The organism is Methanococcus maripaludis (assembly GCF_002945325.1).
Lineage (GTDB): Archaea > AGJL01 > Methanococci > Methanococcales > Methanococcaceae > Methanococcus > Methanococcus maripaludis.
In genome coordinates this window covers 239,105-264,935 of record NZ_CP026606.1, presented here as the reverse complement: position 1 = coordinate 264,935, position 25,831 = coordinate 239,105, and the positions used below count along the sequence as shown (strand labels likewise).

Sequence of the window (25,831 nt, the reverse complement as noted above, 5' to 3'; positions counted from 1 at the left end):
ACCTAAAATCAGGGATAAAAATAAAAAATTTAAGTTATTCTTTTTTAATTCTTTCAAGAACTGTATTAACAACTTTTTTAAATTCTTCGGATGCTTTACAGTCCATTGTAACCATTGGAACTCCTCTGTCAGACGCAACTCTTGCTTTAATGTCGAGCGGGATTCTTCCAAGGAAAAATACATTTAATTCTTTTGCAGCTTTTTCTCCACCGCCTTTTCCAAAGATATCAATAACTTTGTCGCATTCAGGACATACAAATCCGCCCATGTTTTCAACAATACCAATTATTGGAATTTCTAACGTATTTGCAGCAGATACTGATTTTCTTGCATCTAAAACAGATACTTCTTCAGGGGTTGTGACGATTACCACTCCGTCAATGTCAGGGATAGCCTGTAGTGTCGTTATTTGAATATCTCCTGATCCTGGAGGAGTGTCTATTAATAAAAAGTCTAGTTCTCCCCAATTAACATCGCTTAAGAACTGTCTGATAGCACCGCTTGCTTTTGGACCTCTCCATATAATTGGAGTGTTTTTGTCTGGCAAAAAGTATCCAATGGACATTGTTTTAATTCCTTGTGGGGTGGATACAGGGTATATTCCATTTTCATCAGCCATTGGTTGAATTTGGTCAACTCCCAGCATTTGTGGAATATTTGGGCCGTGGATATCTCCATCTAAAACTCCAACTTTGTATCCCATCATGTTAAGGGTTGCAGCAAGGTTTACGGTAACTGTGGATTTACCAACTCCCCCTTTACCACTCATGACTGCTATTTTATACTTAATTTTTGACATATTGTCCCTAATTTGTGCGTTCTGCTGTTCCATCATTTTTTTAGTATCTGAACAGTCGGAACTTGAACCGCAGCTATCGCAATTTCCAGAGCATTCTTCTGCCATAATCTCACCGATAGAAGTTAAATAAATATCACTTATATAATGAATAACATACTATATAAAAATATACCCATATGGGCAAATATATTCTTGATTTAAGGCTTTTTTTCGCCAAAAACAATGTTCACAATATTTTTTCCAGAATTTCCGTCCCCAAATGGGTTATTCCAGTGTCTATTTGATTTTAGCATTTTTTCAATACAATTTAATATGTTTTCGGGGTTACTACCTGCTAAAATATTTGAATTTACGTCCAAAGTTTCAGGTCTTTCAGTATTTTCCCGCAATGTTACACAAGGTACATTTAAAATACATGCTTCTTCCTGGAGGCCACCGCTGTCGGTTATTATAAGTTCTGCATTTTTTTCTAAACCCAAAAATTCAAGGTATCCAACAGGTTCAATTATTTTTATCAGAGGGTTATTTTCAAGTGCATTAATTAATCCAAATTCATTTAATTTTTTATGCGTTCTTGGATGAATTGGAAAAATTATGTTTTTTTCATATTTTTTAGATATGTTATTTATTGAAGTTACGAGTTTTGATAAAATCTCGAAGTTATCCGTATTTTCGGCCCTGTGGAGAGTTAATAAAAAGTATTTTTCATTTTTTGTTATTTCGGATATAAATTTACAAACTTTTTCATTTTTTTCTGCAATTTTCAGGTTTTGGATGGTTGCATCCACAATCGTGTTTCCAACGATATGTATTTTTTCGCCCGAAATTCCTTCTTTTAAAATATTGTTCGAGGCAGTTTTGGTTGGTGCAAATAAAAATTCTGAAATATGGTCTGTAAGAACTCTGTTTGTTTCTTCAGGCATCTTTCTATCAAAACTTCGAAGACCTGCTTCAATATGGCCGATTTTTACGCCCAATTTAGATGCAGCAAGGGCTCCGGCTAAAACAGTGTTTGTATCCCCTTGAACAAGTACAAAATCGGGTTTTTCTTTCAGAAGAACTTTTTCAATTTCCATTAACATTCTGCCAGTCTGGTCTCCATGACTGCCTGACCCGATATTTAAATTATAGTCTGGTTTTTTTAGATTTAATTCTTCAAAAAAGATTTTATCCATATTTTCAGAATAATGTTGATTAGTATGAATCAAAAAAAAATTTTTAGTAGTTAGTTCCCGAATCACCGGGGACATTTTAATTATTTCAGGTCTTGTTCCAAGAATTATTCCTATTTTATACATTTATTCACCATGCCCCATTACCAAGCAATTTAACCGTAAAACCTGCCTTTTTCCATAAACTATGTTCTAATATATTTTTGGTATCAAAGACAATTTTATTTTTGAGTTTTGGACATATTTCATCAATATCGTCTTTTTTAATGGTTTTGAACACGTCGTGGTCGGTTAAAACTACAATGCAGTCTGAACCAGAAATACATTCATCTAATGTGCTTAATGGGTATTCAAAATAACTAGCATGGGGATCATATGTTGAAACTGTTGCTCCATTTTCTAAAAGCATTTTAATAACATTTTTAGAAGGGCTTTCTCTTGTATCTTCCACGTTTCCTTTGTATGTTGCACCAAATATCGATATTTTTGGTTTTTCAATTCCCAATTTTTTTAATTCGGAAAGAACGGAGTTGCAAACGTAAGCTGGCATATTATCGTTTAATTCTCTTGCGGCACGTATGAATTTTGCATTATTTGTTTTTTCAACTATAAACCATGGATCAATACTTATACAGTGGCCTCCAACTCCAGGTCCTGGATTTAATATGTTTACACGCGGGTGTTTGTTTGCAATTTTTATTGCATCCCATACATTAACCCCAATTTCGTCACATATCTTTGCAAATTCATTTGCAAGTGCGATATTGATGTCTCGGTAAGTATTTTCCATTAATTTTACCATTTCGGCAGTGTTTGAGTTTGTAGTATATATTTGTCCTTCTACAAATGATTTGTAGATTTCTTTTGCCATTTCGGCAGATTTTTTATTTATTCCGCCGATGATCCTGTCGTTTTCAACGAGTTCTTTTAATATTTTTCCGGGAAGTACTCTTTCAGGGCAGTGGGCAACGTATATTTTTTTATTAAGTGTTTCGTAAATTTTTTTAGTGGTTTCCGGAGGGATTGTACTTTCAATTACTATTAAGTTTCCATCTTTTACAAATGGTAAAATTGCTTCAACTGCACTCATCACATAACTTAAATCACATTTTTTGGATCCATCTTCCGTTGCAAGTGCAGGGGTCGGAACACAAATAATAAATGCATCCGCCTCTGTTGCTGAGGTCCGAACATTTAAGTTTTTTGAATTTATTGCACCCTTTACAAGAGTTAAAAGTCCTGGTTCCTCAATTTTTAATTCACCGTTTTTAATCTGGTTTACTCGTTTTTCGTTGACATCCACACCAACAACATCATAGCCGTGGTTAGCGAGCATTGAAGCTGTAGGAAGTCCAATATATCCTAATCCAATAACGCAGATTTTTTTAATATCGTAATTGCCATGTTTCTCCATTAAATCACCGGATTATTTAAAAAGTTTGTTTGCAAGGGGGTATGCCCAAGAAGCCTCTACAATAACGCTTAAAAATATTGTAGCAAATGTCGCAACAAGAATTGATCCTGCAATCATTTCGGGGGGCATATATTGCGTTATCGAATGCGGAATTATTCCTGGGTTGTGCATAATATTTGTGTATATCATTGCCGCAAGTGCCGCAGGAACTACTCCTCTGGGGCCTTCAAGCGCAAAATAAATTCTTTCTTTTAGTGAACTTACAGGTGGAATTGCAGTTGCAATAAAAACACCTATTGGCCTTGCAATAAATAATGTGCCGATAGCACAAAGAAGACCGTAAATTCCAAAGCTTTTTAGGAGGGGTAAGCTTATGCTTGCACCTAAAAATACAAATATCAATATTCTAGTAAGTGATGAAAGGTCTGTACAGAATTCTGCCATTTTGTGCATATCTTTTGAGTTTTTAGGCTTTTTAGTTACTACGTTTCCAATGTAAAGACCCATAATAGCAACAGCCATGTAACCACTCAGTCCGTATCCTAAAAAATGGGGGGCAACGTCTTCTCCAAAGAACCATAGGGCCATTGCAGATCCAACACCTAATGGTGCAATATATTCTCCAAATTCATCTTTTGAAACTACAAATTCAAATATTTTTCCTCCAACGTAACCTAAAGCAAGGCCTCCAAATGCTAACATAACAAAATCAAGAATTGGATTTACACTTTTACTAAGTCCAAGTGATGAAAGAGTTAGTGTTGTTGCAACAATACCAAGGGGGTCGTTAAATACACTTTCTGCTTCAAGCGTTACTGCAATTTTTGGATCAACATCTGATTTCGAAAATATTGGTATAAGTGTTGCAGGGTCCGTTGCACAGTTTACAGCACCATAAATAAATCCAATCGGGTTTGTGAAAGGCAGTGCATATATAAAACTAAATATTATTCCAGAAATTAAAAGTGAAATAACCAGCCCAATAGTGTCGAGTTTCAAAACGGTTTTTAAAACTCTTTTTAAAACAATCCATCTCATTTCAAAGGCGCCAACAAGCAAAAGAATTATAAGACCAATAGTTCCAACAAAAGAAAAAATTGTTTGAGCATAAATTGGAGATATTAATCCTAATACTGGGCCTATGAGCAAACCTGTAATCAATAGTAATGGGATATCAGGGATACCTATTCTATCAGCAAGTTTGGCTATAAATGATCCGATAATAAATAAAAGGGATATGTACCCTATTACAAGGGAAATTTCCATATTAACACCCAGTAAATATAGTATAGTTTGCCTGTAGGTTAAATCACAGGTATTTGTAAATTTTACTTGTTAAGAGATTAATACAATATACAAATCGTTAAATTTTTATACATTAAATAATTTTGGATATTATAAATCAGATAGAATAACTATGAATACATATTTATAATCTTAGGTAAAATTCGGAAATCACTGGGTGAAATTATGATACTTCTTGTAAGTCCTAAAGACGTTGCTGAAGCCTACGAAGCAATTGAAGGTGGTGCTGATATTATTGATGTTAAAAACCCGCCTGAAGGTTCATTAGGTGCAAATTTTCCATGGGTAATCAAAGAAACAAGAGAAGCAACACCAAAAGGAATGCTTGTAAGTGCTGCAATAGGCGATGTTCCATATAAACCGGGAACCGTTACACTTGCAGCACTAGGGGCAACAGTAAGTGGTGCTGATTATATCAAAGTTGGACTTTACGGTACAAGGTCGTACCAAGAAGCACTTGATGTAATGAAAAATGTTACAAAAGCGGTAAAAGATGCAGGGGAAAACAAAATTGTTGTAGCTGCAGGATATGCTGATGCTTATCGGGTAGGTGCAGTTGATCCATTAGTTATTCCAAAAGTTGCAAGGGATGCAGGATGCGACGTTGCAATGTTAGATACTGCAGTAAAAGATGGAAAAACACTTTTTGATCACATGGACTTAGATTTACTCAAAGAATTTGTTGAAGAAACACATAAATATGGAATGAAATGTGCTCTTGCAGGTTCAATTAAAATTGAAGAAATTCCAATGTTAAAAGAAATAGGATGCGACATTGTAGGTGTTAGGGGTGCTGCATGTACACAAGGAGATAGAAATGCAGGAAGAATTCAAAAAGATTTAGTTAAAGAAATAGTAAAAGTTTGCAAGGATTAATGGCAATAAACATTAAATTACAAAAATAATTGAAATAATTTTTATTTTTTAAATTATTTAGCTTAAATTAGTTAAAATAACCAAAAACTATTAATATATTTTTTATGAGTATATTAAAAAGGATTACTCAAAATTAAGTAATTATAATTTGAGTATGCCCTCATGGGGTAGCTAGGATATCCTCGCGGACTGCGGATCCGTGGACTCGGGTTCAAATCCCGATGGGGGCGTTTAATTATATTATTTTCAAAATAAAGTTTACATTTTTCAAATTTTTAGTTTGAAGTTCAAATTTTAAATCTATTTTTTAATTAGTCCAATTTTAAAGGTTTTATTAAATTGATACAACTAATACGTAAGATTAATATTATTGAATAGACATATTTTAAACACATAAATGAATATACCCATATAATCTACATATACTTTCAACGGCGGTGATTAAAATGTCCAATCGGGGACAATTATCCATAGAGATGGTTATTTTAGTACTGGCAGTTTTAGTCTCTGGTTCTTACGTTGCATTAGATCTTTCAAAAGGTGCTTTTGAGACTACCACTGTTAACGATGTTCAGGAAAGTTCTTACTGCGGATTTACACCAGATTTTGGCGCTACATCAATTGATAAAGCACTGGTAAAGCTTACTACTGGTATAATTAATATCAACCCAAATGCTGCGGTAACCAATAATGAATTTAATGCGACATACACCAATACTACAGATAATACTGTAGTAACTTATTCACTGGACAATGTAAAACCAAACTTGATTAAAAACTATGCTGATGGTACAATTGTAAAAGTTCCATTAAATGAGACATGGACAAACTTCACTGCATCAAATATCATCCTTAGAATGAAATCAGACTACGTCTGCACAATTAATGGTGAAAATGTAAGCATGGAATCGAACTGTTTTGAAATCACTGCCCCTTTAGGTAGCGACTCTTTCGATTTCCAAATGTCTGCAGGAACTGGTGCCGGACAGTACTACTTACGATTAGTAGATCAGGAAGTAACCATTGAATTTTCACTTGAATAACTTAGAATTTTTCTTCTTTTTTAACGTTTTAATAATATAAATTTAAAATTCTATTTTGATAATCTTTAAATTAATGTATTTACATAAATTAAGATGTAAAAGCATGAAAATATTTTAACGATGATTTAAAAATGGGTATTTTGCCGGGGGGAGGGGATGCTAGATACCAATTATTATTTAATGCCTATTTCAGAGGTATTTAAAAAATTAGATACTGAAAAATCAGGACTTTCTAACGTAGAAGCTGAAAATCGGCTGAATACTTTTGGAAAAAATGAATTAAATGCAGAAATTAGGCTTCCAAAATGGTTAAAATTTTTATTTCAGTTTAAAGACGTTTTTGCAGCAGTTTTAATTTTTGCATCGGCAGTTTCTTTTTTAATTGGTAATTACCGTGATGGAACAATAATGGCATTAATTGTGATAATAAATGCAGTAATTGGGTATTATCAAGAAAATAAGGCTGAAAATATCATGGATTCTTTAAAAAAACTTATACAATCCCCTTCAAAAGTTTACCGTGACGGAGAATTAAAAGAAATTTCGCAAGGGTTGCTGGTTGTCGGAGATATTGTACATCTTGACGAAGGCGACAAAGTACCTGCTGACATCAGGCTTATTGAATCTTATAATTTAAGTACAAATGATTTTTCACTTACTGGTGAATCAATGCCCCAGGAAAAAGATACTGAGGCGCTTGATTCTGAAGTAGGGGTTGCAGATCGTACAAATATGGTTTACTTGGGTACAAATATTGCTACAGGAAATGCTAAAGGAGTTGTTGTGGCAACAGGGATGGCTACTGAACTTGGAAGAATTGCAAACCTCACGCGGGAAGAAAAACTTGCAAAATCACCGTTACAGGTAGAACTCAGCAATATTGCAAACAAAATTACCATTTTTGCAGTAGTTATTGCATCAATACTTTTTTTAATAAGTTTAAATCAAGGTTTGGGGTTAAAATTTGGTTTAATTTACGGACTTGGAATTGCAGTTGCGATAGTTCCGCAGGCCCTTCCCATGCAGATAACGGTGGCTCTTGCAAACGGAGTTTCTAAACTTGCAAAGAAAAATGCAGTAATAAAAAAACTCTCAGCAGTTGAAACACTCGGTTCGACAAACGTAATTACAACTGATAAAACCGGAACATTAACCAAAAATGAAATAACTGTTAGAAGCATCTGGTTTGATGGAAAAGAGTATGAAATAACAGGTGTCGGATATGAACCAAAAGGTACGATTCTTGATGCATCGAAAAATGAGTTGGACGAATCAGGTTTTTCAAATATCGAATTAATATTCAATACGGCTACAATGGCTTCAAATGCAAAAATTCACGAGCCTGACGAAAATCACTATGGATGGTACCCAATTGGAGACCCGACCGAAGCTGCTCTGATAACGGCGGCTAGAAAATTAAATATAATGTCGCTAAATGAAGATGAAAAATATCCTAAAATTCAGGAGTTTAGTTTTGATTCTGTTCGAAAAAGAATGAGTTCTATTAGGCTTTTTAATGATAAAAAGATGTTAATGATGAAAGGAGCACTTGATAGTGTTCTTTCAGTTAGTAAATATATTTATAAGGATGGAAAAGTTGTTGAATTAAAAAAAGAAGATATTGAAATGTTAAACGAATTAAATATCCAGTATTCAAAAAAAGCAATGAGGGTTCTTGCATTCGCATATCGGGAATTGGAAAACAATGGGGGAGAATATTCTGTTGAAAACACTGAAAAAGACATGGTTTTTTTAGGTTTAATGGCAATGAGTGATCCTCCAAAAGAGGGTGTGAAAGATGCAATAAAAAAAGCACACGAAGCACATATAAAAACATATATTATGACCGGAGATCACGCTATAACTGCACAGGCTGTTGGAAAACAGATTTTTTTAGCAGACGGCGGGAGGGAAGTAAAAGTTATAACTGGAAAAGAACTCGATTCAATGCCTGATGATGAGTTAAAACAAAACATGGCTGAAAATGATGCACTGATATTTTCGAGAACTTCGCCTGAAAACAAACTTAGGATCGTAAAAACACTAAAAGAACAGGGTCAAATTGTTGCAGTAACTGGCGATGGGGTAAATGATGCTCCAGCTCTTAAAAGTTCCCATATTGGGGTTGCAATGGGAAAAATTGGTACGGACGTATCAAAAGAAGCATCTGAACTTATTTTACTCGATGACAGTTTTACAACGTTAGTTTATGCAATTCGGGAAGGGCGTACAATCTATAATAATCTTACAAAAACGATTATTGCATCTCTTACAAGTAATGGGGGAGAATTGACAATAGTTTTAATTGGTTTACTTGCTGTTGCATATATGGGCTGGCCAATGCCCATATTAACGATTCAGATACTTGCAATCGACCTTCTTGCAGAAATTTTACCGTTAACTGCATTAACTTTCGATCCTGCATCAAGAGATATAATGAATGCACCACCTCGGAGAAAAGAAGAACACGTTTTAAATAAATATGCAATCTCAGAAATCTTGTTTTTTGGATTTTTAATGGGTTTTTTAGCATTTTTAAACTTTGGACTATTTATTTTTAGAAATGACCTTGAATTGACGCAAATTGCCGGAGTATACCCTCTTGCAACTACGATAAGCTATTCTACAATTGCATTCTGCCAGTTTATGAATATTCTTTCACGAAGATACTCTTACGAAACCTTATTTAGCAGAACACTCTTTACAAACATGAATATGATTTATTCGATACTAATTTCCATAGTATTTACGCTTACCGCGATATACGTTTCGCCGATAAACAAAATGATTGGTTTTGCACCGATGGGGCTTGTCGACTGGGCTTACGTGTTGTTGGCATCATTTGTATTTTTGGGAGCGCATGAACTTTTGAAAGTATATAAAAGACATAAAAAATCCGGCAAACATGCAACAGTTTTAACTGAAATTTCTACATAAGGTGGTAGTATGAGAAAAATTGGAAGCAGATATTCAAAAAAAGCAGGACTGCCTCCTGGAGATTTGGTATATACTGGTGAAATGGAGTTAAAAGAGACTGAAATAATATTTATTAGTTATAATGCCGATAATTTTTTAAAAAAGCAGGTAAAAAGTCTCGATGAAATAATTATTGATGATTTATGTGTAAATTGGATCATATTTTCGGGGATTCCAACTGCTGAAGAAATGAGGTTGATTGGTGAAAGATATGAACTTCACAAATTAACTCTTGAAGATATATTGAATACCAGTCAGAGAACTAAATTTGAGGTCTACGAGAAATATAAGTATCTCGTAACAAGGATAATCCACCAGAAAGTTGATACAGTACATCTTGAATCAGAACAGCTCAGTATAATTTTAAAAAACAATGTTTTAATCACTTTTTTTGAACACGACATAACTATCCTTGAGAGTTTGATTAATCGAATATCAAACAAAAGCGGGTCTATCCGTGAAAAAAAACTGGATTATTTATTTTATGCAGTGCTTGATTCAATAATTGACCATTATTTTGCAATAATTTCACCGATTGAAGATGAAATTGAGAGATATGATTCAAAATTGTTTTCAGATATCGAAAATGAAGAAATTATCCATGTAAAGCAGATAAGACAAATATTGGTAGCTTTAAGAAAAAATATCGGACCATTTAAAGAAATATTTCATAAATTCAGCAGAGATGAGTATGAATTTATTGAAAAAAGCAATTTAATATACATTCACGACCTATATGACCACACGGTTCACTTAATCGAAACAATCGATATTTTAAAGGATAATACGTCAAACATTGCAGAAATACACCTTTCCGTGATGAGCAACAACATGAACGAGATTATGAAAGTACTTACAATAATTTCCACAATATTTATCCCGCTTTCATTCGTTGCAGGGCTTTATGGAATGAATTTTGAAAATATGCCTGAATTAAAGTGGTCTTTTGGATATTTTTATGTTCTTATTGTAATGGGGCTTGTATTAACTTCAATGGTTATGTTTTTCAGGCGAAAAAGGTGGATTTAATCATTGAAAAATATTAAACTCCGTTTTTTCAGTTTTTTGTTAAGTTTTGATATGAAAATATCCAAAAAAATCAATTAATAATTAATATATATTGATTAAATCAAAAATAATTGATTGTCCCAAATTTAGGGATACTTTCATCAATTGCTCGAATAATCGGAAGGGTAATTTAAGAAATAGGGGTTCATATTTGAATTAACTGGATATTTATCCAGAATTTCTTTTTTTCAAACGTTTAAATCATATTATTTCAACGCGATAATGCTTTTTTATTTTAACAATTTACAATATGCATAAATAACAGTCTTTGCATATTCAAACCGGAAAAGATTTGATATCGCTTGAATATATCAAATCGGGATAACGTTTTATTTTCGGAAAAATTATCAAAAAATATTTCATCAATTATTCATTTGAGAGGTTAATTATGAAAAAATTAATGCTTGGAAATGAAGCAGTAGCAAGAGGCGCTTACGAAGCAGGAGTTCTTGTGGCAACTGCATATCCTGGAACACCGAGTACTGAAATAACAGAGCATATTGTAAAATATCCTGAAATTAACTCGGAATGGTCAGTAAATGAAAAAGTTGCTCTTGAAGTGGCTATTGGTTCAGCAATTGCAGGTGCTAGAACCGTAGTGTCAATGAAACACGTAGGTTTAAACGTTGCAGCAGACCCATTAATGACTGTTGCGTATACTGGAATTAATGCAGGACTTTTGATAATTGTTGCAGATGATCCAAGTATGCACAGTTCTCAAAATGAGCAGGATACAAGGTATTATGGAATGTTTGCAAAGATACCTGTTTTGGAACCTTCAGACAGCCAGGAATGTAAGGATTTTGTAAAATTGGGTCTTGAAATCAGTGAAAAATTTGATACGCCGGTAATATTGAGGCTCAGTACCCGAGTATCCCACTCCCAAAGTTTGGTTGAATTGGAAGAAAAAGAAAAAATTGAATTAAAACTATACGACTACAACCCTTCAAAATACGTATCCGCACCTGCGAATGCTAAAAAAAGGAGAATTTTCATTGAAGAAAGATTAAATGAGCTTTCCAATTTCGCAGATTCATCTGATATAAACAAAATTGAATATACGAATAAAAAAATTGGAATTATTACAAGTGGGGTTGCTTACAATTACGCAAAAGAAGCAGTTTCTGATGCATCTTTTTTGAAATTTGGAATGAGCTATCCACTTCCTGAAGAAAAAATTAAAGAATTCGTTCAAAATTGCGATAAAGTTTACGTATTTGAAGAATTGGAACCTATTTTTGAACAAAAAATTCGATCAATAGGATTAAACGTAATTGGAAAAGAAATTTTCCCAGTAGTTGGTGAATTGAGCAGTGAAATAATTAGAAATGCGCTTTTAAACGAATCAAAAATTGTTATTGAAAAAATTGAAGGATTGCCTCAAAGACCACCTGTTTTGTGTCCAGGATGCCACCACAGGGGTCCATTTTACGTTCTTAAAAAATTAAAACTCCATGTTGCAGGAGATATTGGTTGCTACACCCTTGGAGGGTTTGAACCATTAAATGCAATCGATACTACAATCTGCATGGGTGCAAGTATTGGAATGGCACACGGATTTGAAATGGCAAGGGGAAAAGATTTTGCTAAAAAGTCCGTTGCAGTTATCGGGGATTCTACGTTCTGGCATTCAGGCGTTACTGGATTAATCGATATTGTGTACAATAAAGGACACAGTACGGTTATAATTTTAGATAATTCAATTACTGCAATGACGGGACATCAGGAAAACCCTTCAACCGGAAAAACACTCTCTGGGGAAAGTACCAATCAGATTGATTTTGAAGCACTTGGAAGATCAATTGGAATAAATAGAATTCGCGTAGTTGACGCGTACGATTTAAAAGCACTCGAAGAAACGATAAAAGAAGAAGTAAATGCTGAAGAACCTTCTTTAATTATCACAAAAAGGCCATGTGTATTGATAAAAGGGGTTAAATTTGATTTTAAAGATTATAAAATAGATCCTGAACTCTGCACAGGTTGTAAACTATGTTTAAAAGCAGGGTGTCCTGCAATTTCATTTGATGGAAAAGTTGCAAAAATAAATGATTCTTTGTGTGTTGGATGCGGGCTTTGCAAAGACTTGTGTAAATTTTCAGCAATAGTTGAGGTGGTAAAATAATGAATATCGTCATCGCAGCAGTTGGTGGACAGGGTGCAGTTTTAGCTTCTAAAATATTAGGAACACTTGCACAAAATCTCGGAAAAGACGTTAAAGTTTCAGAAGTTCATGGAATGTCTCAAAGAGGCGGTAGCGTCGTTGCATACGTTAAATTTGGTGAAAAAGTTTATTCCCCAGTAGTTGAAAAAGGAACTGCAGATATTGTTTTGGCTTTTGAAATGCTCGAAGGTGCAAGATATGTGGATTACTTAAAAGAAAATGGAAAATTGGTAGTAAACACTCAAAAAATAGATCCAATGCCCGTAATCACTGGAAATATGAAATATCCTTCTGATTTAAGTGAAAAATTTGAAGAATTAAACATTGGGTATATTCCAGTAGATGCACTATCAATTGCAAAAAAAGCAGGAACACTAAAAGCAGTAAACGTTGCTTTAATCGGAGTTCTCGCAAAAAACAGCAACATTAAAAAAGAAGAATGGATAAAAGCTATAAAAGACACAGTTCCTGAAAAATTTCTGGAATTGAACTTGAAAGCTTTTGAAATGGGTTACAATTTAGAATAGAAGGGATATCATGATATGGAATGAAACTATTGAATGCATGGATCGAGAAGAGATGAGGGAACTTCAAAGTAAAAGGCTTTCTGATACAGTTAGTCGTGTTTACCACAATGTTCCATTTTACAGGAAAAAAATGCAAAGTATGGGCGTTTATCCAGAAGATATTGAAAGTATCGATGACCTTTCAAAACTCCCATTTACAACAAAACAGGATTTACGAGACAATTATCCATTTGGAATATTTTCAGTGCCCATGGGCGAAATTGTAAGGGTTCACGCATCTTCTGGAACGACTGGAAAGCCAACTGTTGTAGGATACACGAGAAGAGATATTGCAATGTGGTCTGAAATAGTTGCAAGAGCATTAAGCTGTGCTGGAGCTTCAAGAGATGATTTCATCCAGATTGCTTATGGATATGGTCTTTTTACCGGCGGTCTTGGACTGCATTATGGTGGTGAAAAATTAGGTGCAACAGTAATTCCAATTTCGGGCGGAAATACTCAAAAACAGCTTCAATTAATGGCTGATTTTAAAACAACTGTTCTTGCATGTACGCCTTCATATGCCCTTTATTTAGCAGAAACACTCGAAGATGCTGGAATGACTGCTGACGATATTAATTTAAGGGTTGGAATTTTTGGTGCAGAACCTTGGACTCCAAGCATGAGAAAAGAAATTGAAAATAAACTTGGAATAAAAGCAATGGATATATACGGGCTTAGTGAAGTAATGGGTCCAGGTGTAGCGTGCGACTGTGAATATCAGGACGGATTGCACATAAATGAAGATCATTTCGTTCCAGAAATTATTGATCCAGTTACATTAAAACCACTTCCTGCAGGAAGTGAAGGGGAACTTGTATTTACAACGATCACAAAAGAAGGAATGCCTCTTTTAAGATACAGGACAAGAGATTTAACCTCCTTAAATTACGAAAAATGTAAATGCGGAAGAACCCTTGTTAGAATGAACAAGTGCACTGGAAGAAGCGACGACATGTTAATTATAAGGGGGGTTAACGTATTCCCATCACAAATAGAAAGTGTCCTTTTAGAAATGAGTGAAACAAAGCCTCACTATTTATTAATAGTGGATAGAATAAATAATTTAGATGTTCTTGAAGTTTGGGTTGAAATCGAAGACCAGTTCTTCTCAGACAAAATCAGTATGTTTGAACAGTTAAGTAAAAAAATCAAACATAAAATCGAAAGTACTCTTGGAATAAGTGTTAAAATTAAACTTGTAGAGCCAAAAACTATTGAAAGAAGTGAAGGAAAATCCAAAAGGGTAATTGATAAAAGAAAACTATAATGGAGGGGCCAATATGATTATCAAACAATTATCAGTATTTTTAGAAAATAAATCCGGAAGACTAAATGAGGTAACTGAAATACTCGAAAAAGCAGGAATAAATATTTCTGCACTGAGTGTTGCAGACACATCAGATTACGGAATATTAAGAATGGTTGTTTCAAATCCGGATCTTGCATTAAAAATTTTAAAAGAAAATAGGTTTTCAGTAAGTTTAACGGATGTTTTATGTATATGTATCCCAAATAAGATTGGATCTCTTTCAAAAACTATTAATATACTCTCAAAAGAAAATATCAGCATTGATTATGTATATGCATTTTCAATGAATGACAAAGCTTTAGCAGTTTTAAGAACTGAAGATATTCAAAAAGGAATTGATGTATTAAAAGAGCACGATACTGAAGTTTTAGATGCAGATGATATATACGGCATCTAACTTTATTTAATTTTATTTTATGGTATTTTTAAAGTTTATTTCTTTTTCTTCTTTTAAAAAATGGTTTATATTAAACATGTCAATTTCAAGATGGGTTTTACCCGTTACAAGTATGTAATTGTCGTGTAAAACATATTTTAAACAATTTCCAAACATTTCTATGATTGATTTTATTAATTTTAGATGGTTTCGAATCTGGTATGTTGCACTAAACTTTAGGATAATCATGTCATGTTTTTCAAAGATTTTACATTCATCATGATGTTCCATGACTTTTTTTATGACGTTTAAACAGTGTGTTTTTTCATGTTTTATTCTTTCATTATCGTCACATAGGAAATAGTAAGGGTTGGTCAAAAAATAAATTGTGCTGTTTTTTGGGCCTTTTACTTTTCCGATTAGTTTTTTTTGAATCAACGAATTCATAGATTTTGAAATGCTTCTTATACTTTCCTCCTTTGAAATGCCGGATAATTCCTTAAGTTGTTCTGTAGAAAGTATTCCATCGTTATTGTAAAATTCGTAAAGTATGTCGTCTTGGGATACCATGTTTTTCAGTTCCTAATTTAATTTATAGAGTATGGATTTCTTTCATTAAATACTTTTTCAAGAGTTTTGGATAAAACAGGACTTAAAAATATTAAATCGATCTTTGTTCAAAATTTCAGATTCTATGATGTTTTTTAAACTATAAATCACTTTTTAATAATGTAATAATGTTTTTTGAAAATGGCCTGAAAAACAGTGTTATCCCTGTTTTAAAAAATATTAAACACATAAATTACCACAAATGTGTAAAAATGGTTTTAATTACAAGTAATTCTTTAAATAATATTCTTATTTTAAAAAAAGCTATTTATTTCCTTTTACCGATATATTTAAATGTAATGCTAACCATATATTATTCTACTTCGTTGGAGGGGATTTTTGATGAGGGGCAATTTTGAGATACCTGAAGAATTAGAGGATATCGAGCAAGTAATAAAACCTGGTGCAGAGGTCATAAATGTTTCTCGTTATGCGAAAAGAAGGGGTTTTAGTGAGCCTGTTTACATAACTCGAAACGTATATGATGCGATATACCCTGATAAAGATGATACTGTTACTTATTTTAAAAGATTATACTCAATATTAAGGAACATGCGGGCAGAGGTTACTGAACAAAGGCGGCCATTTATAACATTCACGCACGACATGTCAAAAAAGTCTAAAACTGAATTTATGGCTGTTCGATACCAAGAAAATGGCGACAAAGCCTGGTATTTATTAATTCCCAAATAACTTTTTTTAATAGTAATTATTTATCTATCGGTGAAATAATGGCTAACGTAGAAAGGATAAGCCTTTCTTTTCCAAAATTTTTACTTTCTGAACTGGATTCCATTGTAGAATCTAAAAATTATTCCAGCAGGAGCGAACTCATTCGTGACGCTGTAAGAAAATATGTAATCGAAAATAATGCGTTAACCCCTGGAAAAACTGTAAATGGAATGATCACAGTTGTTTACAGCCCATCAAAAGATACGATGGAAGAAATGAGCCATATTTATTTTGAGTACGAGACAATAATAAAATCAATGAACCAGTCTTACGTAAAAACGACATGCGAAAAGAACAAAAAACTCGAAATTTTTGTAATCGAAGGTGAATCTGACATAGTTTCTGAATTTTATCAGAAAATACAAAATATAAATGGGAAAATCTACGATAACATTATTATTTTTTAACAAATACTTTTTTATGTCTAATATTACTAAATTATTTAATAGTAATAATAATTATATCACAAACCATTTAAAAACGGTCAAAAATTTATTTATATCCTAAATAATACAATACTATTCGTTAACTAATTCCAAAACCCTATAAAAATGTATTAAACTAACTTTAAACTACAAAAATTCCTTTAAAATCGATTAATCATGATATTAATATAATTGATTTTAGGGTGAAGTTTAAAATTTTAAAAGGTGTGTTTTATGGAAAGACCAACAAAAATGTATTGTAATCAATGTCAGGAAACAGTTAAAGGAACAGGTTGTGTCAAAGTTGGAGTTTGCGGGAAAAAGGACAATGTGGCCAATCTTCAAGACCTTTTAATTTATACTTTAAAAGGTATTTCTCATGTTTCAGAAAAAACAGGAGCAAATACTGAAGTTATAGATAGATATATTGTAGATTCGCTCTTCGCATCAGTTACAAATACTAACTTTGATGACAAATACTTAATTGAAAAAGTTAAAGAAGGTTTGAAGTTAAGGGATAGTTTAAAAGCAAATTGTGGCGGAAATTGCGGACAATTACCAGATTTTGCAACTTGGAATGCAAAAACAGATTTAGAAATTTTAGAAAAATCAAATTCAAAAGAAGTTTCACTACAGGCAACTGAAAATGAAGATATACGGGCTTTAAGAGTTACTACACTTTACGGATTAAAAGGAATTGCTGCATACCTTCACCATGCAATGGTTCTTGGTGAAAACAGTGGTGAAATTCACAAATTTATCAAAAAAGCGCTGATTGATATTTCTGATGATTCAAAATCAGCCGATGAATTAACTGCGCTGGTTCTTGAAACTGGAAAATATGCTGTAGATACGATGGCGCTTTTGGATAAAGCAAATACTGGAAAATATGGAAATCCTGAAATAACCGAAGTTGATATCGGAGTTAGGGAAAATCCTGGTATTTTAATAAGCGGTCACGATTTAAAAGACATGGAAGACCTTTTAGAACAGACAAAAGGAACTGGAATTGATGTATATACTCACAGTGAAATGCTTCCAGCACATTACTATCCTGAATTTAAAAAATACGAACATTTTGCAGGAAATTACGGCGGTTCATGGTACAAACAAAAAACAGAGTTTGAATCATTTAATGGACCAATTTTAATGACTACAAACTGCATTGTGCCCCCTGCAGACAGTTATGCCGATAGAATTTATACAACTGGCGTTGTTGGATACCCTGGAATTAAATATATTCCAACAGTTAACGGCAAAAAAGACTTTTCAGAAGTAATTGAACAGGCTAAAAAATGTCCATCACCAGTAGAACTTGAAACTGGAAAAATAGTCGGTGGTTTTGCACATAATCAGGTATTGGCGCTTGCTGACAAGGTGGTTGACGCAGTAAAATCTGGCGCAATAAAAAAATTCTTTGTAATGGCAGGATGCGACGGACGAAATAGCGATAGGGAATATTACACGGAATTTGCAAAAAATCTTCCAAAAGACACAGTTATTTTAACAGCAGGTTGTGCAAAATACCGGTACAATAAATTAAATCTCGGGGATATTGGGGGAATTCCAAGAGTTATCGATGCAGGGCAGTGCAATGACTGTTATTCACTAGCAGTAATTGCTTTAAAATTAAAAGAAGTGTTTGAACTCGACGATATAAACAAGCTTCCAATTGCATTTAATATTGCGTGGTACGAGCAAAAAGCAGTGGCTGTTTTACTTGCACTCCTTTATCTTGGAATTAAAAATATCCATGTAGGTCCAACACTTCCCGAATTCCTTTCGCCAAACGTTGCAAAAGTATTAATTGATAAATTTGAACTTGGCAGAATAAGCAACGTGGAATCTGATATGAAGATGTTTTTAGGGGAATAATCTCCTAAACTCCATATTAACTTTTAATTTTTAAAAATTACTTAAAAAAATTTAAATTAATTTTAGAAGTTTGAAAATAGTATTTACATGTTGGTGATTTCAATGGCAAAATTCAAAATTGAAATTGACAGTGAAACATGTCTTGGATATAAAGAGTGCGGACTCTGTGTTTCAGCCTGTGAAGAAAGTATAATAATTCCTGATGAAAAAACGGGAAAAGTAAAAGTTGATAAAACCCGTGAAATCAATTGTGATGGTCTTGGGGCCTGCCTTGATGTCTGCCCAGTTGGGGCATTAAAAATTACTTCTGACTCTGGTTTTAGTTGTGGTGGCCACAGTGGAAAACCCTGTCCCGGTTCAGCTGTAAAAAGCTTCAATAGGTCTGAACAAAGATCAGAAATGCTTCAAAATAAAGAAACAGAATCAGAACTTTTAAACTGGCCAGTTCAACTTCAACTTCAACTTCAACTTCAACTTCTAAATCCAAATGCATCTTACTTTAAAAACGCTGATTTGATAATTGCGGCGGATTGCGTTCCTTTTGCGTATCCTGATTTTCACAATAATCTCTTGAAAGGAAAAGTTCTTGCAATAGCCTGTCCAAAGCTAGACGATACAAAAGATTACATGCTAAAAATAAGGCAAATTGTTGAACAAAACGATATTAAAAATGTAACAGTTGCGATAATGACAGTTCCGTGTTGCAGTGGACTTTATTCATTAGTAAGCCGTGCACTGAATGGTTTAGATGTAAATATTACTAAAAAAGTTATTTCACTCGATGGTAAATTAATGGATTAATTTAATATCAAACATTAAAATCTGATTTTGAGGGTTTAAAATGCAGATATCAAAAATACGGCCTTTTATTCAGGTATTATTTTTTATTATCTTTTTGTGGACCTTTATAAGCGGTCAAACTCAGTTTTGGATGGTTTTTGTATTTTTATCGATAATATTGGCAGGAATATTTGGAAGGTATTACTGCGGATTCGTATGCCCCATAAATACGATTATTCATCCCATACAAGTTTTAAAAGATAAAACTGGCTTTTCCAGTAAAAATATTCCAAATTTACTAAAATCTGAAAAACCAAGACTTTTAATAATGTTATTATTTATGGTGGGGCTTGGAATTACCGTAAATGCAATGATAAATGGCTCAAGATTTCCACTACCCATTATAATAATCTCAATTGGTGTTTTGACTACATTACTGTCAAATGAAAACTCATGGCACCGTTATTTATGTCCTTGGGGATTTTTATTAAGCATTACTGGGTATTTTTCAAAGTATGGCTTAAATGTAACTGAAAAATGTATTTCATGTAAGATCTGTGAAAATGTATGTCCTGCCGAAGCTGTTAAAGTTGAAAACAAGCAAAATGCAGAGATATTCAAAAAACACTGCCTCTTGTGTTTAAATTGTGAATTAAAATGCCCAACAAATGCAATAACTTACAAAAAGTTATGATTTTTCAAGGTGATAAAATGATTGAAAAAGTTCAAAATTTCAATAAATCCGATAAAAAATTGGTTGAAATGCTTGTAAATACCGATGATATCCAGATAAGACACATAATGCTTCCAAAAGGAGAATTCATGCCAAAACATATCTCAAATTCAAATGTAAATTTAGTAATTGTTGGTGGGGAAATGGAAATTACTCTTGAAGATCAAAATCCGGCAAATTACAAAAAAGGAACGATTTTAAGCATACCATTCAATACAAAAATGTTAATCAAAAATGAAAATTCAGAAACGCTTGAATTTTTTGTTTTAAAAGCACCTCATCCAAAAAAATTAGGGGCTCCTGAAGAAGCAATTAAATGTTAATTTTTACTTTTTTATACCTTTTCAAAAGGTATTAATATTTAGATGAAAATAGATATATTGACGATTAATCCCATTTCATATGTTAATCCAGGTTTCCCAATTTTAACCACATGATTATTTTTATTTAAGGGGGATATTTTGGATAGATATGATCATGAACTTCATTATTACATCTATTTACTTAAAAATTGTGGTAATTTCGAAGAATGCGTTAAAAATAACGTTGAAATGGTTTCAAAAATTCCAGAAATACTCGAAGTAGTTTCTCAGGAAATTTCAGTTGCAGAACACATGCTTGGGTTATACTGCAACAAACATTCTACTTTTGAAATTCATAAAAACAGCAAATATGCTCTTGATTATTTTAATTATCTACAAGAGAATTTTTTGTACAGTATATACTGCAAAAAATGTTTAGATATGAATATATCGGACTTAAAAAATTGTTATTATTGTGAATTAAATGTGGAAAAAGCTCCAAATTATCGGCATGAATTATTTGGGGAATACATTCACAATGAAATTAACGTCTATTTTGAAGTATTGAATAATTTAAAAAATGCAGTGTATTAAAAAATAACTTACACTTTTTGTTTGTGCATGAAATAAACTCCAAGGGATATTGCAAATATTGATATTGCCATATATATCATATCTAACGATGTTTCAAAGTGCATTGAGAGAACTCTCTGGAAGAAACTGACTACTAAAACCATTATTATAACTTTAATGATTTTGCTTTTTAGTTCATCGAGCGTATAAATTTCTAAAATATTTGAAACTTCGCCATCTGCCCGCGCGATATCTATTTTTGAGATGAAAAGCTCGTATATCCCAAAACTAAATATTAAAAGTACAACTCCTATTAAATAAAGGTCTACTGCACCAATAACGCCAATTAGTATCTGGTTGTGTTGGTCGCTGTTCATAGGGTCTGAAAAATAACTAATAATCGTATGAAATATTTCAGCAGATCCTGCTAAAAATAACATAATTGATCCAAGGGTTCCAAAAATAACTGCCAAAACCACGATAAATCTGGAATTCCATAGGGCAAGTTCAAAAAAATGTTCAAAAAACCCCTGTTCACTAATATCTTTAATCCCATATTTTTTCTTAAATTTGTCTGTTTTTCCCATAACTAACCTCGTATAACAAAATATACCTTAATATAAAAAGAAATATCCAAAAATTAGGCTCATCACCAATTAATTATGTTAATTATCTAAAATCCCTCATTTATTAATTTTTTCTTTCATTAACTAATATATAAAAATTGTAAATATTGGCGGAATATCTAATCCAGTGAATTTATAGTCTTTTAAGTGCATTTTTTCCATAAATTTGGATTAGAACTAACATATCCTGTATTCAATGGTTTTTAGAATTAAGTTGTATATTAAACCATATAATTATATATTAGTTTTTTTAAATTGCATTGTTATATATTAATTATTGGATCGAATTATTAAAATCAAAAGGGGTTATTATGGGATTAGATGTCAATTTAAAGAGTTATTTTAAAAAAGATATATCCTATGTTCTGTTCAATGCTTTATTGGTAATTTTTGGCATTTCTGTAATTTTAAGGTTATTTTATGGCCCCTTTTGTGGGATAATCCCCTACTGGATAGAATTGGTTCCAAAATTAGAGTTATATCTTGGAGGTATATCGGTATTATTGATTTTAGGAGTATTGACTACCGAGTATGTTTTAAAATAATATTTTTGATTTAATAATTTAAAATAAAAAAATAAGTTATTTAATTTTTTTCTTCAGTTTTGCAATTGTATCTCTTATTTTTATTGCTTTTTCAAATTCGAGCGCTTCTGCGGCTTCATACATCTCAGTTTCAAGTTCAATAATGACGTTTGGAATATCTGCTACAGGGATATGTTTTACATCAGAAATATCGACTACTTTTTCTCTTATTGGTTTTACAATAGTTTTAGGCATGATATTGTGTTTTTCATTGTATTCTTTTTGAAGTTTTCTTCTTCGTTCTGTTTCGAAAACTGCTTTTTTAATTGAGTCGGTCATTTTGTCAGCATAAAGTACAACTTTTGAGTTTGCATTTCTTGCAGCACGACCAATTGTTTGAATCAAGCTTTTATCGTTTCTCAAAAACCCTTCCTTGTCAGCATCGAGTATTCCAACGAACCCGACTTCTGGAATGTCTAACCCTTCCCTCAATAAATTTATTCCAACGAGGCAGTCAAATTTTCCAAGCCTTAAATTTCGAATAATTTCAGTCCTTTCAATTGTATCTATGTCAGAATGCAGATATCTTGCTTTAACATTTCGTTTTGCAAGATATTCTGTTAATTCCTCTGCAAGACGTTTTGTAAGGGTCGTAATTAATACCCGTTCCCCTTTTTCGACCATTTTTTCAGTTTCTTTTATGATATCTTCAACCTGATTTTCAATCGGCCTTATTTCAACTTCTGGATCAAGCAATCCTGTTGGTCTAATAATCTGTTCTACAACCTGATTTGAATTATCTAATTCGTATTCTCCAGGGGTAGCTGACACAAAAATTACATTATTCATGTATTTTTTAAATTCTTCAAATTTAAGTGGGCGGTTGTCATATGCACTTGGAAGTCTGAAACCGTAATCAATCAATGACTGTTTTCTTGAACGGTCTCCTTTATACATTCCGCGAATTTGCGGGATTGTCTGGTGGCTTTCATCAATTACAATCAAAAAATCTTCAGGGAAATAGTCTAAAAGGCAGTATGCAGGTTCTCCTTCTTTCCTATTTTCAAAATGCCTCGAATAATTTTCAATTCCCTTACAGCTTCCAGTTTCTTCAATCATTTCTATATCATACAGGGTTTTCTGCTTTAACCTGTGGGATTTTAGCATGTCTAAATTTACAAGCCATTCATCGAGTTCTTTTAAAATAGATTTAATCGCATTTTTCTTATCTTCTTCGGGAATTACGAAGTGTTTTGCAGGATACATGTAAAATGAATCTATTTCATGTTTTTTAGACATGTTTTTTAGATCCAATTCATAAATTCTGTCAATTTCATCCCCAAACATTTCAACTCTTAAAATATCATCTTGATATCCGGGAATAATATCTAAAGTATCGCCTTTTACCCTGAATCTTCCTGGAACTAATTCCATATCGTTTCTTTCGTATTGAATATCTACTAATTTTTCAATAATGTCGGATCTTTTGATTTTTTCTCCAACTTTAAGTTCAAAACCCATTTCTTTAAAAAGTTCAGGATTTCCAAGACCATATATGCAGGAAACCGATGCAACAATTATCACGTCCCTTCTCGAAAGAATTGCAGAAGTTGCACGAAGACGCATCTGCTCAATTTTCGGGTTGATCTGTGCATCCTTTTCAATATATTGATCTTTTTGTGGAATATATGATTCTGGCTGATAGTAATCATAGTACGAAACAAAATATTCTACTCGATTTTCAGGAAAGAATTCTTTAAACTCATTATAAAGTTGTGCCGCAAGTGTTTTATTGTGCGCAATTACCAGTGTTGGTTTTTGAACTTTTTCAATAACATTTGCAATAGTAAAAGTTTTTCCAGAACCTGTAACACCAAGCAGTGTCTGCTTACTTTTTTCTGGATTTTTTTCAAGGTCTTTAACCAGCCCTGCAATTGCTTCTGGCTGGGATCCTTTTGGTTTAAAATCTGCTTTTAACTTGAAATCGGGAGAACTCATTTTATCAATTCCTTTTTTTTAAGTAATCGATTGTAATTTATTGCGAATCTGTGTGCTTCATCACGAATTTCCTGAATAAATAGGGATGCTTTTTCATTTTTCTTTATTGGAAGGGGATTTTCAATTCCGGGAGTGTAAATTTCTTCTTCACGTTTTGCGATCGAAATTAGCGGAATTTTAAGTTTTAATTTTCGAAGTTCAGAAAATGCTGACGAAAGCTGGCCCTTTCCACCATCAATAATTATTAAATCAGGCAATTCCAAATTTTCTTCGATTAATTTACTGTATCTTCTAAATACTACCTCAGAAATGGATTTGAAGTCATCTATTCCAGAAACTGTTTTTATTTTAAATCTGCGGTAATTTTTTTTGTCAGGTTTTCCATTTCTAAACTGGACCATTGATCCAACAGTAAATGTTCCTGAAAGATGCGATATATCAAAGCATTCTATTACATTTGGACTTTTATCAAGCATTAATTTGTTTTTTAAACTTTGAACTTTTATTTCATTTCCATTAACATAAATTTCAAGATTTTTTATAGCAAGGTCTAAAAGTTGTTTTTTCTCTCCTTGTTTAGGGATTTTAAAAGCAACTTTTGAACCTTTCTTTTTTGACAGATACTCTAAAATTGCATCAGAATTGTATTCATTATTATCTTCTTCAAGATTTTTAGGCAGCTCTGAAAGTATAATTTCTGAAGGAACTTCATTTTCTGAATAATACTGGATTAAAAACTCTTCAAAGAAATTTTCTGTGTAATCAAATTCAAAGTATTTTCTATCAAAAAGCGTTCCTTTCAATACATTAAAAACCATTATATGGAGTTTTCCGCTTTTTTCAAGGACGCTGATTACATCTTCATTATATTTTACATCTCTTTTAACGTTTTGACGAGTCTTAAGTCTTTCAATTGCATTTATTTCTTCCCTAATCAATAAAGCTTCTTCAAACTGCAGATTTTTTGATTTATTATCCATTTCAATTTTGAGTTCATCAATTAATGAATCGATATGTCCTTTTAAAACATGTTCTGCCTTTTTTATCTGATTCAAATAATCTTTGGAGGTTATGTCACCACTACATGGCGCGGTGCAGTTTTTTATATGGTGCCTTAAACAGGGACGTTTGTGCATATTTTTACAAGATCTTATTTTGAAAGTCTTTTTTAAAACATCCAAAACATAATCTCTTTCCTTTGCAGAAGTAAATGGTCCATAAAATTTTCCTTTTTTTGATTTATTTCTCGATATTCCAATTCTTGGGAAATTTTCTTCGCTAATGTAGATATATGCATAATTTTTAGAGTCTTTTAAGTCTATATTGTATTTAGGACTGTATTTTTTGATTAAAGTATTTTCTAAAATCAAAGCTTCGACTTCATTATCTGTTACTATGAATTCCATCTCGTAAATTGATTTTACAAGTTTTTCGGTTTTAGGATCGTGATTTTTTTTGTTAAAGTAGCTACTAACTCTTTTTTTCAAGTTTTTTGCTTTCCCAACATAAATTACAGTTCCGGATTCGTTTTTATAAATATAGCAGCCCGGATTTTTCGGAATATCTGAAATATTTATCATATT

General features: G+C 32.6%; 24 protein-coding genes and 1 tRNA gene. 17 read left to right on the top strand and 8 right to left on the bottom strand.

Going from position 1 to position 25,831, the window contains the following annotated elements:
* Window positions 1-34: 34 nt before the first annotated feature.
* The 4 genes from MMJJ_RS01365 to MMJJ_RS01350 all read right to left on the bottom strand — a co-directional run bounded on the left by MMJJ_RS01365 (window position 35) and on the right by MMJJ_RS01350 (window position 4,651).
* Entirely contained in the window at window positions 35-904 is an 870-nt protein-coding gene (locus MMJJ_RS01365) for an Mrp/NBP35 family ATP-binding protein (RefSeq protein WP_011170648.1), read from the bottom strand.
* Between the two features lie 92 nt (window positions 905-996).
* Window positions 997-2,097, bottom strand: coding sequence for a non-hydrolyzing UDP-N-acetylglucosamine 2-epimerase (wecB, locus tag MMJJ_RS01360; RefSeq protein ID WP_104837349.1), 1,101 nt, complete (start codon window positions 2,095-2,097; stop codon window positions 997-999).
* Between the two features lie 4 nt (window positions 2,098-2,101).
* Window positions 2,102-3,385, bottom strand: a complete 1,284-nt coding sequence (gene wecC / locus MMJJ_RS01355; RefSeq protein WP_104837348.1) for a UDP-N-acetyl-D-mannosamine dehydrogenase — start codon at window positions 3,383-3,385, stop codon at window positions 2,102-2,104.
* A gap of 12 nt (window positions 3,386-3,397) precedes the next feature.
* Entirely contained in the window at window positions 3,398-4,651 is a 1,254-nt protein-coding gene (locus MMJJ_RS01350) for a cation:proton antiporter (RefSeq protein ID WP_011170651.1), read from the bottom strand.
* 204 nt (window positions 4,652-4,855) lie between these two features.
* Between MMJJ_RS01350 and MMJJ_RS01345 the strand changes: the two genes are divergently transcribed.
* The 9 genes from MMJJ_RS01345 to MMJJ_RS01305 all read left to right on the top strand — a co-directional run bounded on the left by MMJJ_RS01345 (window position 4,856) and on the right by MMJJ_RS01305 (window position 15,092).
* Complete coding sequence (locus MMJJ_RS01345) at window positions 4,856-5,566, top strand: (5-formylfuran-3-yl)methyl phosphate synthase (protein WP_104837347.1); 711 nt, start codon at window positions 4,856-4,858, stop codon at window positions 5,564-5,566.
* Between the two features lie 156 nt (window positions 5,567-5,722).
* Window positions 5,723-5,796, top strand: a tRNA-Arg gene (locus tag MMJJ_RS01340).
* A 216-nt stretch (window positions 5,797-6,012) separates the two neighbouring features.
* Window positions 6,013-6,609 (top strand): class III signal peptide-containing protein, encoded by a 597-nt coding sequence (locus MMJJ_RS01335; RefSeq protein WP_104837346.1) that lies wholly within the window; start codon window positions 6,013-6,015, stop codon window positions 6,607-6,609.
* A gap of 156 nt (window positions 6,610-6,765) precedes the next feature.
* Window positions 6,766-9,546, top strand: a complete 2,781-nt coding sequence (locus MMJJ_RS01330; protein WP_104837345.1) for a cation-translocating P-type ATPase — start codon at window positions 6,766-6,768, stop codon at window positions 9,544-9,546.
* Between the two features lie 9 nt (window positions 9,547-9,555).
* A complete protein-coding gene (corA, locus tag MMJJ_RS01325; protein WP_104837344.1) occupies window positions 9,556-10,614 on the top strand; it encodes a magnesium/cobalt transporter CorA in 1,059 nt (352 codons plus the stop codon).
* A gap of 427 nt (window positions 10,615-11,041) precedes the next feature.
* Entirely contained in the window at window positions 11,042-12,778 is a 1,737-nt protein-coding gene (gene iorA / locus MMJJ_RS01320; protein ID WP_104837343.1) for an indolepyruvate ferredoxin oxidoreductase subunit alpha, read from the top strand.
* Entirely contained in the window at window positions 12,778-13,344 is a 567-nt protein-coding gene (locus MMJJ_RS01315) for an indolepyruvate oxidoreductase subunit beta (protein ID WP_104837342.1), read from the top strand. Before iorA ends, MMJJ_RS01315 begins: the two co-directional genes overlap by 1 nt.
* Before the next feature lie 10 nt (window positions 13,345-13,354).
* Entirely contained in the window at window positions 13,355-14,653 is a 1,299-nt protein-coding gene (locus tag MMJJ_RS01310) for a phenylacetate--CoA ligase family protein (RefSeq protein WP_104837341.1), read from the top strand.
* 13 nt (window positions 14,654-14,666) lie between these two features.
* A complete protein-coding gene (locus MMJJ_RS01305) occupies window positions 14,667-15,092 on the top strand; it encodes an ACT domain-containing protein (RefSeq protein ID WP_104838570.1) in 426 nt (141 codons plus the stop codon).
* Window positions 15,093-15,104: 12 nt separating this feature from the next.
* On the opposite strand, the gene MMJJ_RS01300 is transcribed toward MMJJ_RS01305, so the two are convergent.
* Window positions 15,105-15,641: a MarR family transcriptional regulator gene (locus MMJJ_RS01300; protein ID WP_104837340.1), complete on the bottom strand. Its 537-nt coding sequence runs from the start codon at window positions 15,639-15,641 to the stop codon at window positions 15,105-15,107.
* Between the two features lie 381 nt (window positions 15,642-16,022).
* Here MMJJ_RS01300 and MMJJ_RS01290 point away from each other — a divergent pair, with 381 nt between their 5' ends.
* The 7 genes from MMJJ_RS01290 (at window position 16,023) to MMJJ_RS01260 (ending at window position 21,121) form a co-directional block, all read left to right on the top strand.
* Window positions 16,023-16,373 carry a hypothetical protein gene (locus MMJJ_RS01290; protein WP_104837338.1) on the top strand — a complete coding sequence of 117 codons (351 nt, stop codon included), beginning with the start codon at window positions 16,023-16,025 and terminating at the stop codon, window positions 16,371-16,373.
* A 38-nt stretch (window positions 16,374-16,411) separates the two neighbouring features.
* Complete coding sequence (locus tag MMJJ_RS01285; protein WP_104837337.1) at window positions 16,412-16,819, top strand: CopG family ribbon-helix-helix protein; 408 nt, start codon at window positions 16,412-16,414, stop codon at window positions 16,817-16,819.
* A 252-nt stretch (window positions 16,820-17,071) separates the two neighbouring features.
* Window positions 17,072-18,712, top strand: coding sequence for a hydroxylamine reductase (gene hcp / locus MMJJ_RS01280; protein WP_104837336.1), 1,641 nt, complete (start codon window positions 17,072-17,074; stop codon window positions 18,710-18,712).
* A 102-nt stretch (window positions 18,713-18,814) separates the two neighbouring features.
* Entirely contained in the window at window positions 18,815-19,513 is a 699-nt protein-coding gene (locus tag MMJJ_RS01275; RefSeq protein WP_104837335.1) for an ATP-binding protein, read from the top strand.
* Window positions 19,514-19,643: 130 nt separating this feature from the next.
* The gene (locus tag MMJJ_RS01270; RefSeq protein ID WP_244901542.1) at window positions 19,644-20,186 is read left to right on the top strand and encodes a 4Fe-4S binding protein; all 543 of its coding nucleotides are present in this window, start codon (window positions 19,644-19,646) and stop codon (window positions 20,184-20,186) included.
* A 17-nt stretch (window positions 20,187-20,203) separates the two neighbouring features.
* A complete protein-coding gene (locus MMJJ_RS01265; protein WP_104837333.1) occupies window positions 20,204-20,548 on the top strand; it encodes a cupin domain-containing protein in 345 nt (114 codons plus the stop codon).
* A 138-nt stretch (window positions 20,549-20,686) separates the two neighbouring features.
* Window positions 20,687-21,121 (top strand): hypothetical protein, encoded by a 435-nt coding sequence (locus tag MMJJ_RS01260; protein ID WP_244901541.1) that lies wholly within the window; start codon window positions 20,687-20,689, stop codon window positions 21,119-21,121.
* Between the two features lie 8 nt (window positions 21,122-21,129).
* Here MMJJ_RS01260 and MMJJ_RS01255 read toward each other — a convergent pair whose 3' ends face one another.
* The gene (locus tag MMJJ_RS01255; protein ID WP_104837332.1) at window positions 21,130-21,687 is read right to left on the bottom strand and encodes a YqhA family protein; all 558 of its coding nucleotides are present in this window, start codon (window positions 21,685-21,687) and stop codon (window positions 21,130-21,132) included.
* Between the two features lie 350 nt (window positions 21,688-22,037).
* Between MMJJ_RS01255 and MMJJ_RS01250 the strand changes: the two genes are divergently transcribed.
* Window positions 22,038-22,271 carry a hypothetical protein gene (locus MMJJ_RS01250; RefSeq protein WP_104837331.1) on the top strand — a complete coding sequence of 78 codons (234 nt, stop codon included), beginning with the start codon at window positions 22,038-22,040 and terminating at the stop codon, window positions 22,269-22,271.
* Between the two features lie 36 nt (window positions 22,272-22,307).
* Here the strand turns inward: MMJJ_RS01250 and uvrB are convergent, their stop codons facing one another.
* Together uvrB and uvrC are read right to left on the bottom strand one after the other, a co-directional pair.
* On the bottom strand, window positions 22,308-24,248 hold the full coding sequence (gene uvrB, locus MMJJ_RS01245) for an excinuclease ABC subunit UvrB (protein WP_104837330.1): 1,941 nt from the start codon (window positions 24,246-24,248) through the stop codon (window positions 22,308-22,310).
* The gene (uvrC, locus tag MMJJ_RS01240) at window positions 24,245-25,828 is read right to left on the bottom strand and encodes an excinuclease ABC subunit UvrC (RefSeq protein ID WP_104837329.1); all 1,584 of its coding nucleotides are present in this window, start codon (window positions 25,826-25,828) and stop codon (window positions 24,245-24,247) included. The genes uvrB and uvrC overlap by 4 nt, the downstream gene beginning before the upstream one ends.
* Between the last annotated feature and the right edge of the window lie 3 nt (window positions 25,829-25,831).

Excerpts from the sequence above, each read along its gene's own strand:
- MMJJ_RS01275 (WP_104837335.1), top strand. The coding sequence starts at position 18,815 with ATGGCAAAATTCAAAATTGAAATTGACAGTGAAACATGTCTTGGATAT.
- MMJJ_RS01300 (WP_104837340.1), bottom strand. The coding sequence starts at position 15,641 with ATGGTATCCCAAGACGACATACTTTACGAATTTTACAATAACGATGGA.
- MMJJ_RS01345 (WP_104837347.1), top strand. The coding sequence starts at position 4,856 with ATGATACTTCTTGTAAGTCCTAAAGACGTTGCTGAAGCCTACGAAGCA.
- MMJJ_RS01305 (WP_104838570.1), top strand. The coding sequence starts at position 14,667 with ATGATTATCAAACAATTATCAGTATTTTTAGAAAATAAATCCGGAAGA.
- uvrB (WP_104837330.1), bottom strand. The coding sequence starts at position 24,248 with ATGAGTTCTCCCGATTTCAAGTTAAAAGCAGATTTTAAACCAAAAGGA.
- MMJJ_RS01250 (WP_104837331.1), top strand. The coding sequence starts at position 22,038 with ATGGGATTAGATGTCAATTTAAAGAGTTATTTTAAAAAAGATATATCC.
- wecB (WP_104837349.1), bottom strand. The coding sequence starts at position 2,097 with ATGTATAAAATAGGAATAATTCTTGGAACAAGACCTGAAATAATTAAA.
- MMJJ_RS01265 (WP_104837333.1), top strand. The coding sequence starts at position 20,204 with ATGATTGAAAAAGTTCAAAATTTCAATAAATCCGATAAAAAATTGGTT.
- wecC (WP_104837348.1), bottom strand. The coding sequence starts at position 3,385 with ATGGAGAAACATGGCAATTACGATATTAAAAAAATCTGCGTTATTGGA.
- MMJJ_RS01335 (WP_104837346.1), top strand. The coding sequence starts at position 6,013 with ATGTCCAATCGGGGACAATTATCCATAGAGATGGTTATTTTAGTACTG.
- MMJJ_RS01330 (WP_104837345.1), top strand. The coding sequence starts at position 6,766 with ATGCTAGATACCAATTATTATTTAATGCCTATTTCAGAGGTATTTAAA.
- MMJJ_RS01290 (WP_104837338.1), top strand. The coding sequence starts at position 16,023 with ATGAGGGGCAATTTTGAGATACCTGAAGAATTAGAGGATATCGAGCAA.
- MMJJ_RS01365 (WP_011170648.1), bottom strand. The coding sequence starts at position 904 with ATGGCAGAAGAATGCTCTGGAAATTGCGATAGCTGCGGTTCAAGTTCC.
- corA (WP_104837344.1), top strand. The coding sequence starts at position 9,556 with ATGAGAAAAATTGGAAGCAGATATTCAAAAAAAGCAGGACTGCCTCCT.
- MMJJ_RS01270 (WP_244901542.1), top strand. The coding sequence starts at position 19,644 with ATGGTTTTTGTATTTTTATCGATAATATTGGCAGGAATATTTGGAAGG.
- MMJJ_RS01255 (WP_104837332.1), bottom strand. The coding sequence starts at position 21,687 with ATGGGAAAAACAGACAAATTTAAGAAAAAATATGGGATTAAAGATATT.
- MMJJ_RS01315 (WP_104837342.1), top strand. The coding sequence starts at position 12,778 with ATGAATATCGTCATCGCAGCAGTTGGTGGACAGGGTGCAGTTTTAGCT.
- MMJJ_RS01310 (WP_104837341.1), top strand. The coding sequence starts at position 13,355 with ATGATATGGAATGAAACTATTGAATGCATGGATCGAGAAGAGATGAGG.
- hcp (WP_104837336.1), top strand. The coding sequence starts at position 17,072 with ATGGAAAGACCAACAAAAATGTATTGTAATCAATGTCAGGAAACAGTT.
- iorA (WP_104837343.1), top strand. The coding sequence starts at position 11,042 with ATGAAAAAATTAATGCTTGGAAATGAAGCAGTAGCAAGAGGCGCTTAC.
- MMJJ_RS01285 (WP_104837337.1), top strand. The coding sequence starts at position 16,412 with ATGGCTAACGTAGAAAGGATAAGCCTTTCTTTTCCAAAATTTTTACTT.
- MMJJ_RS01350 (WP_011170651.1), bottom strand. The coding sequence starts at position 4,651 with ATGGAAATTTCCCTTGTAATAGGGTACATATCCCTTTTATTTATTATC.
- uvrC (WP_104837329.1), bottom strand. The coding sequence starts at position 25,828 with ATGATAAATATTTCAGATATTCCGAAAAATCCGGGCTGCTATATTTAT.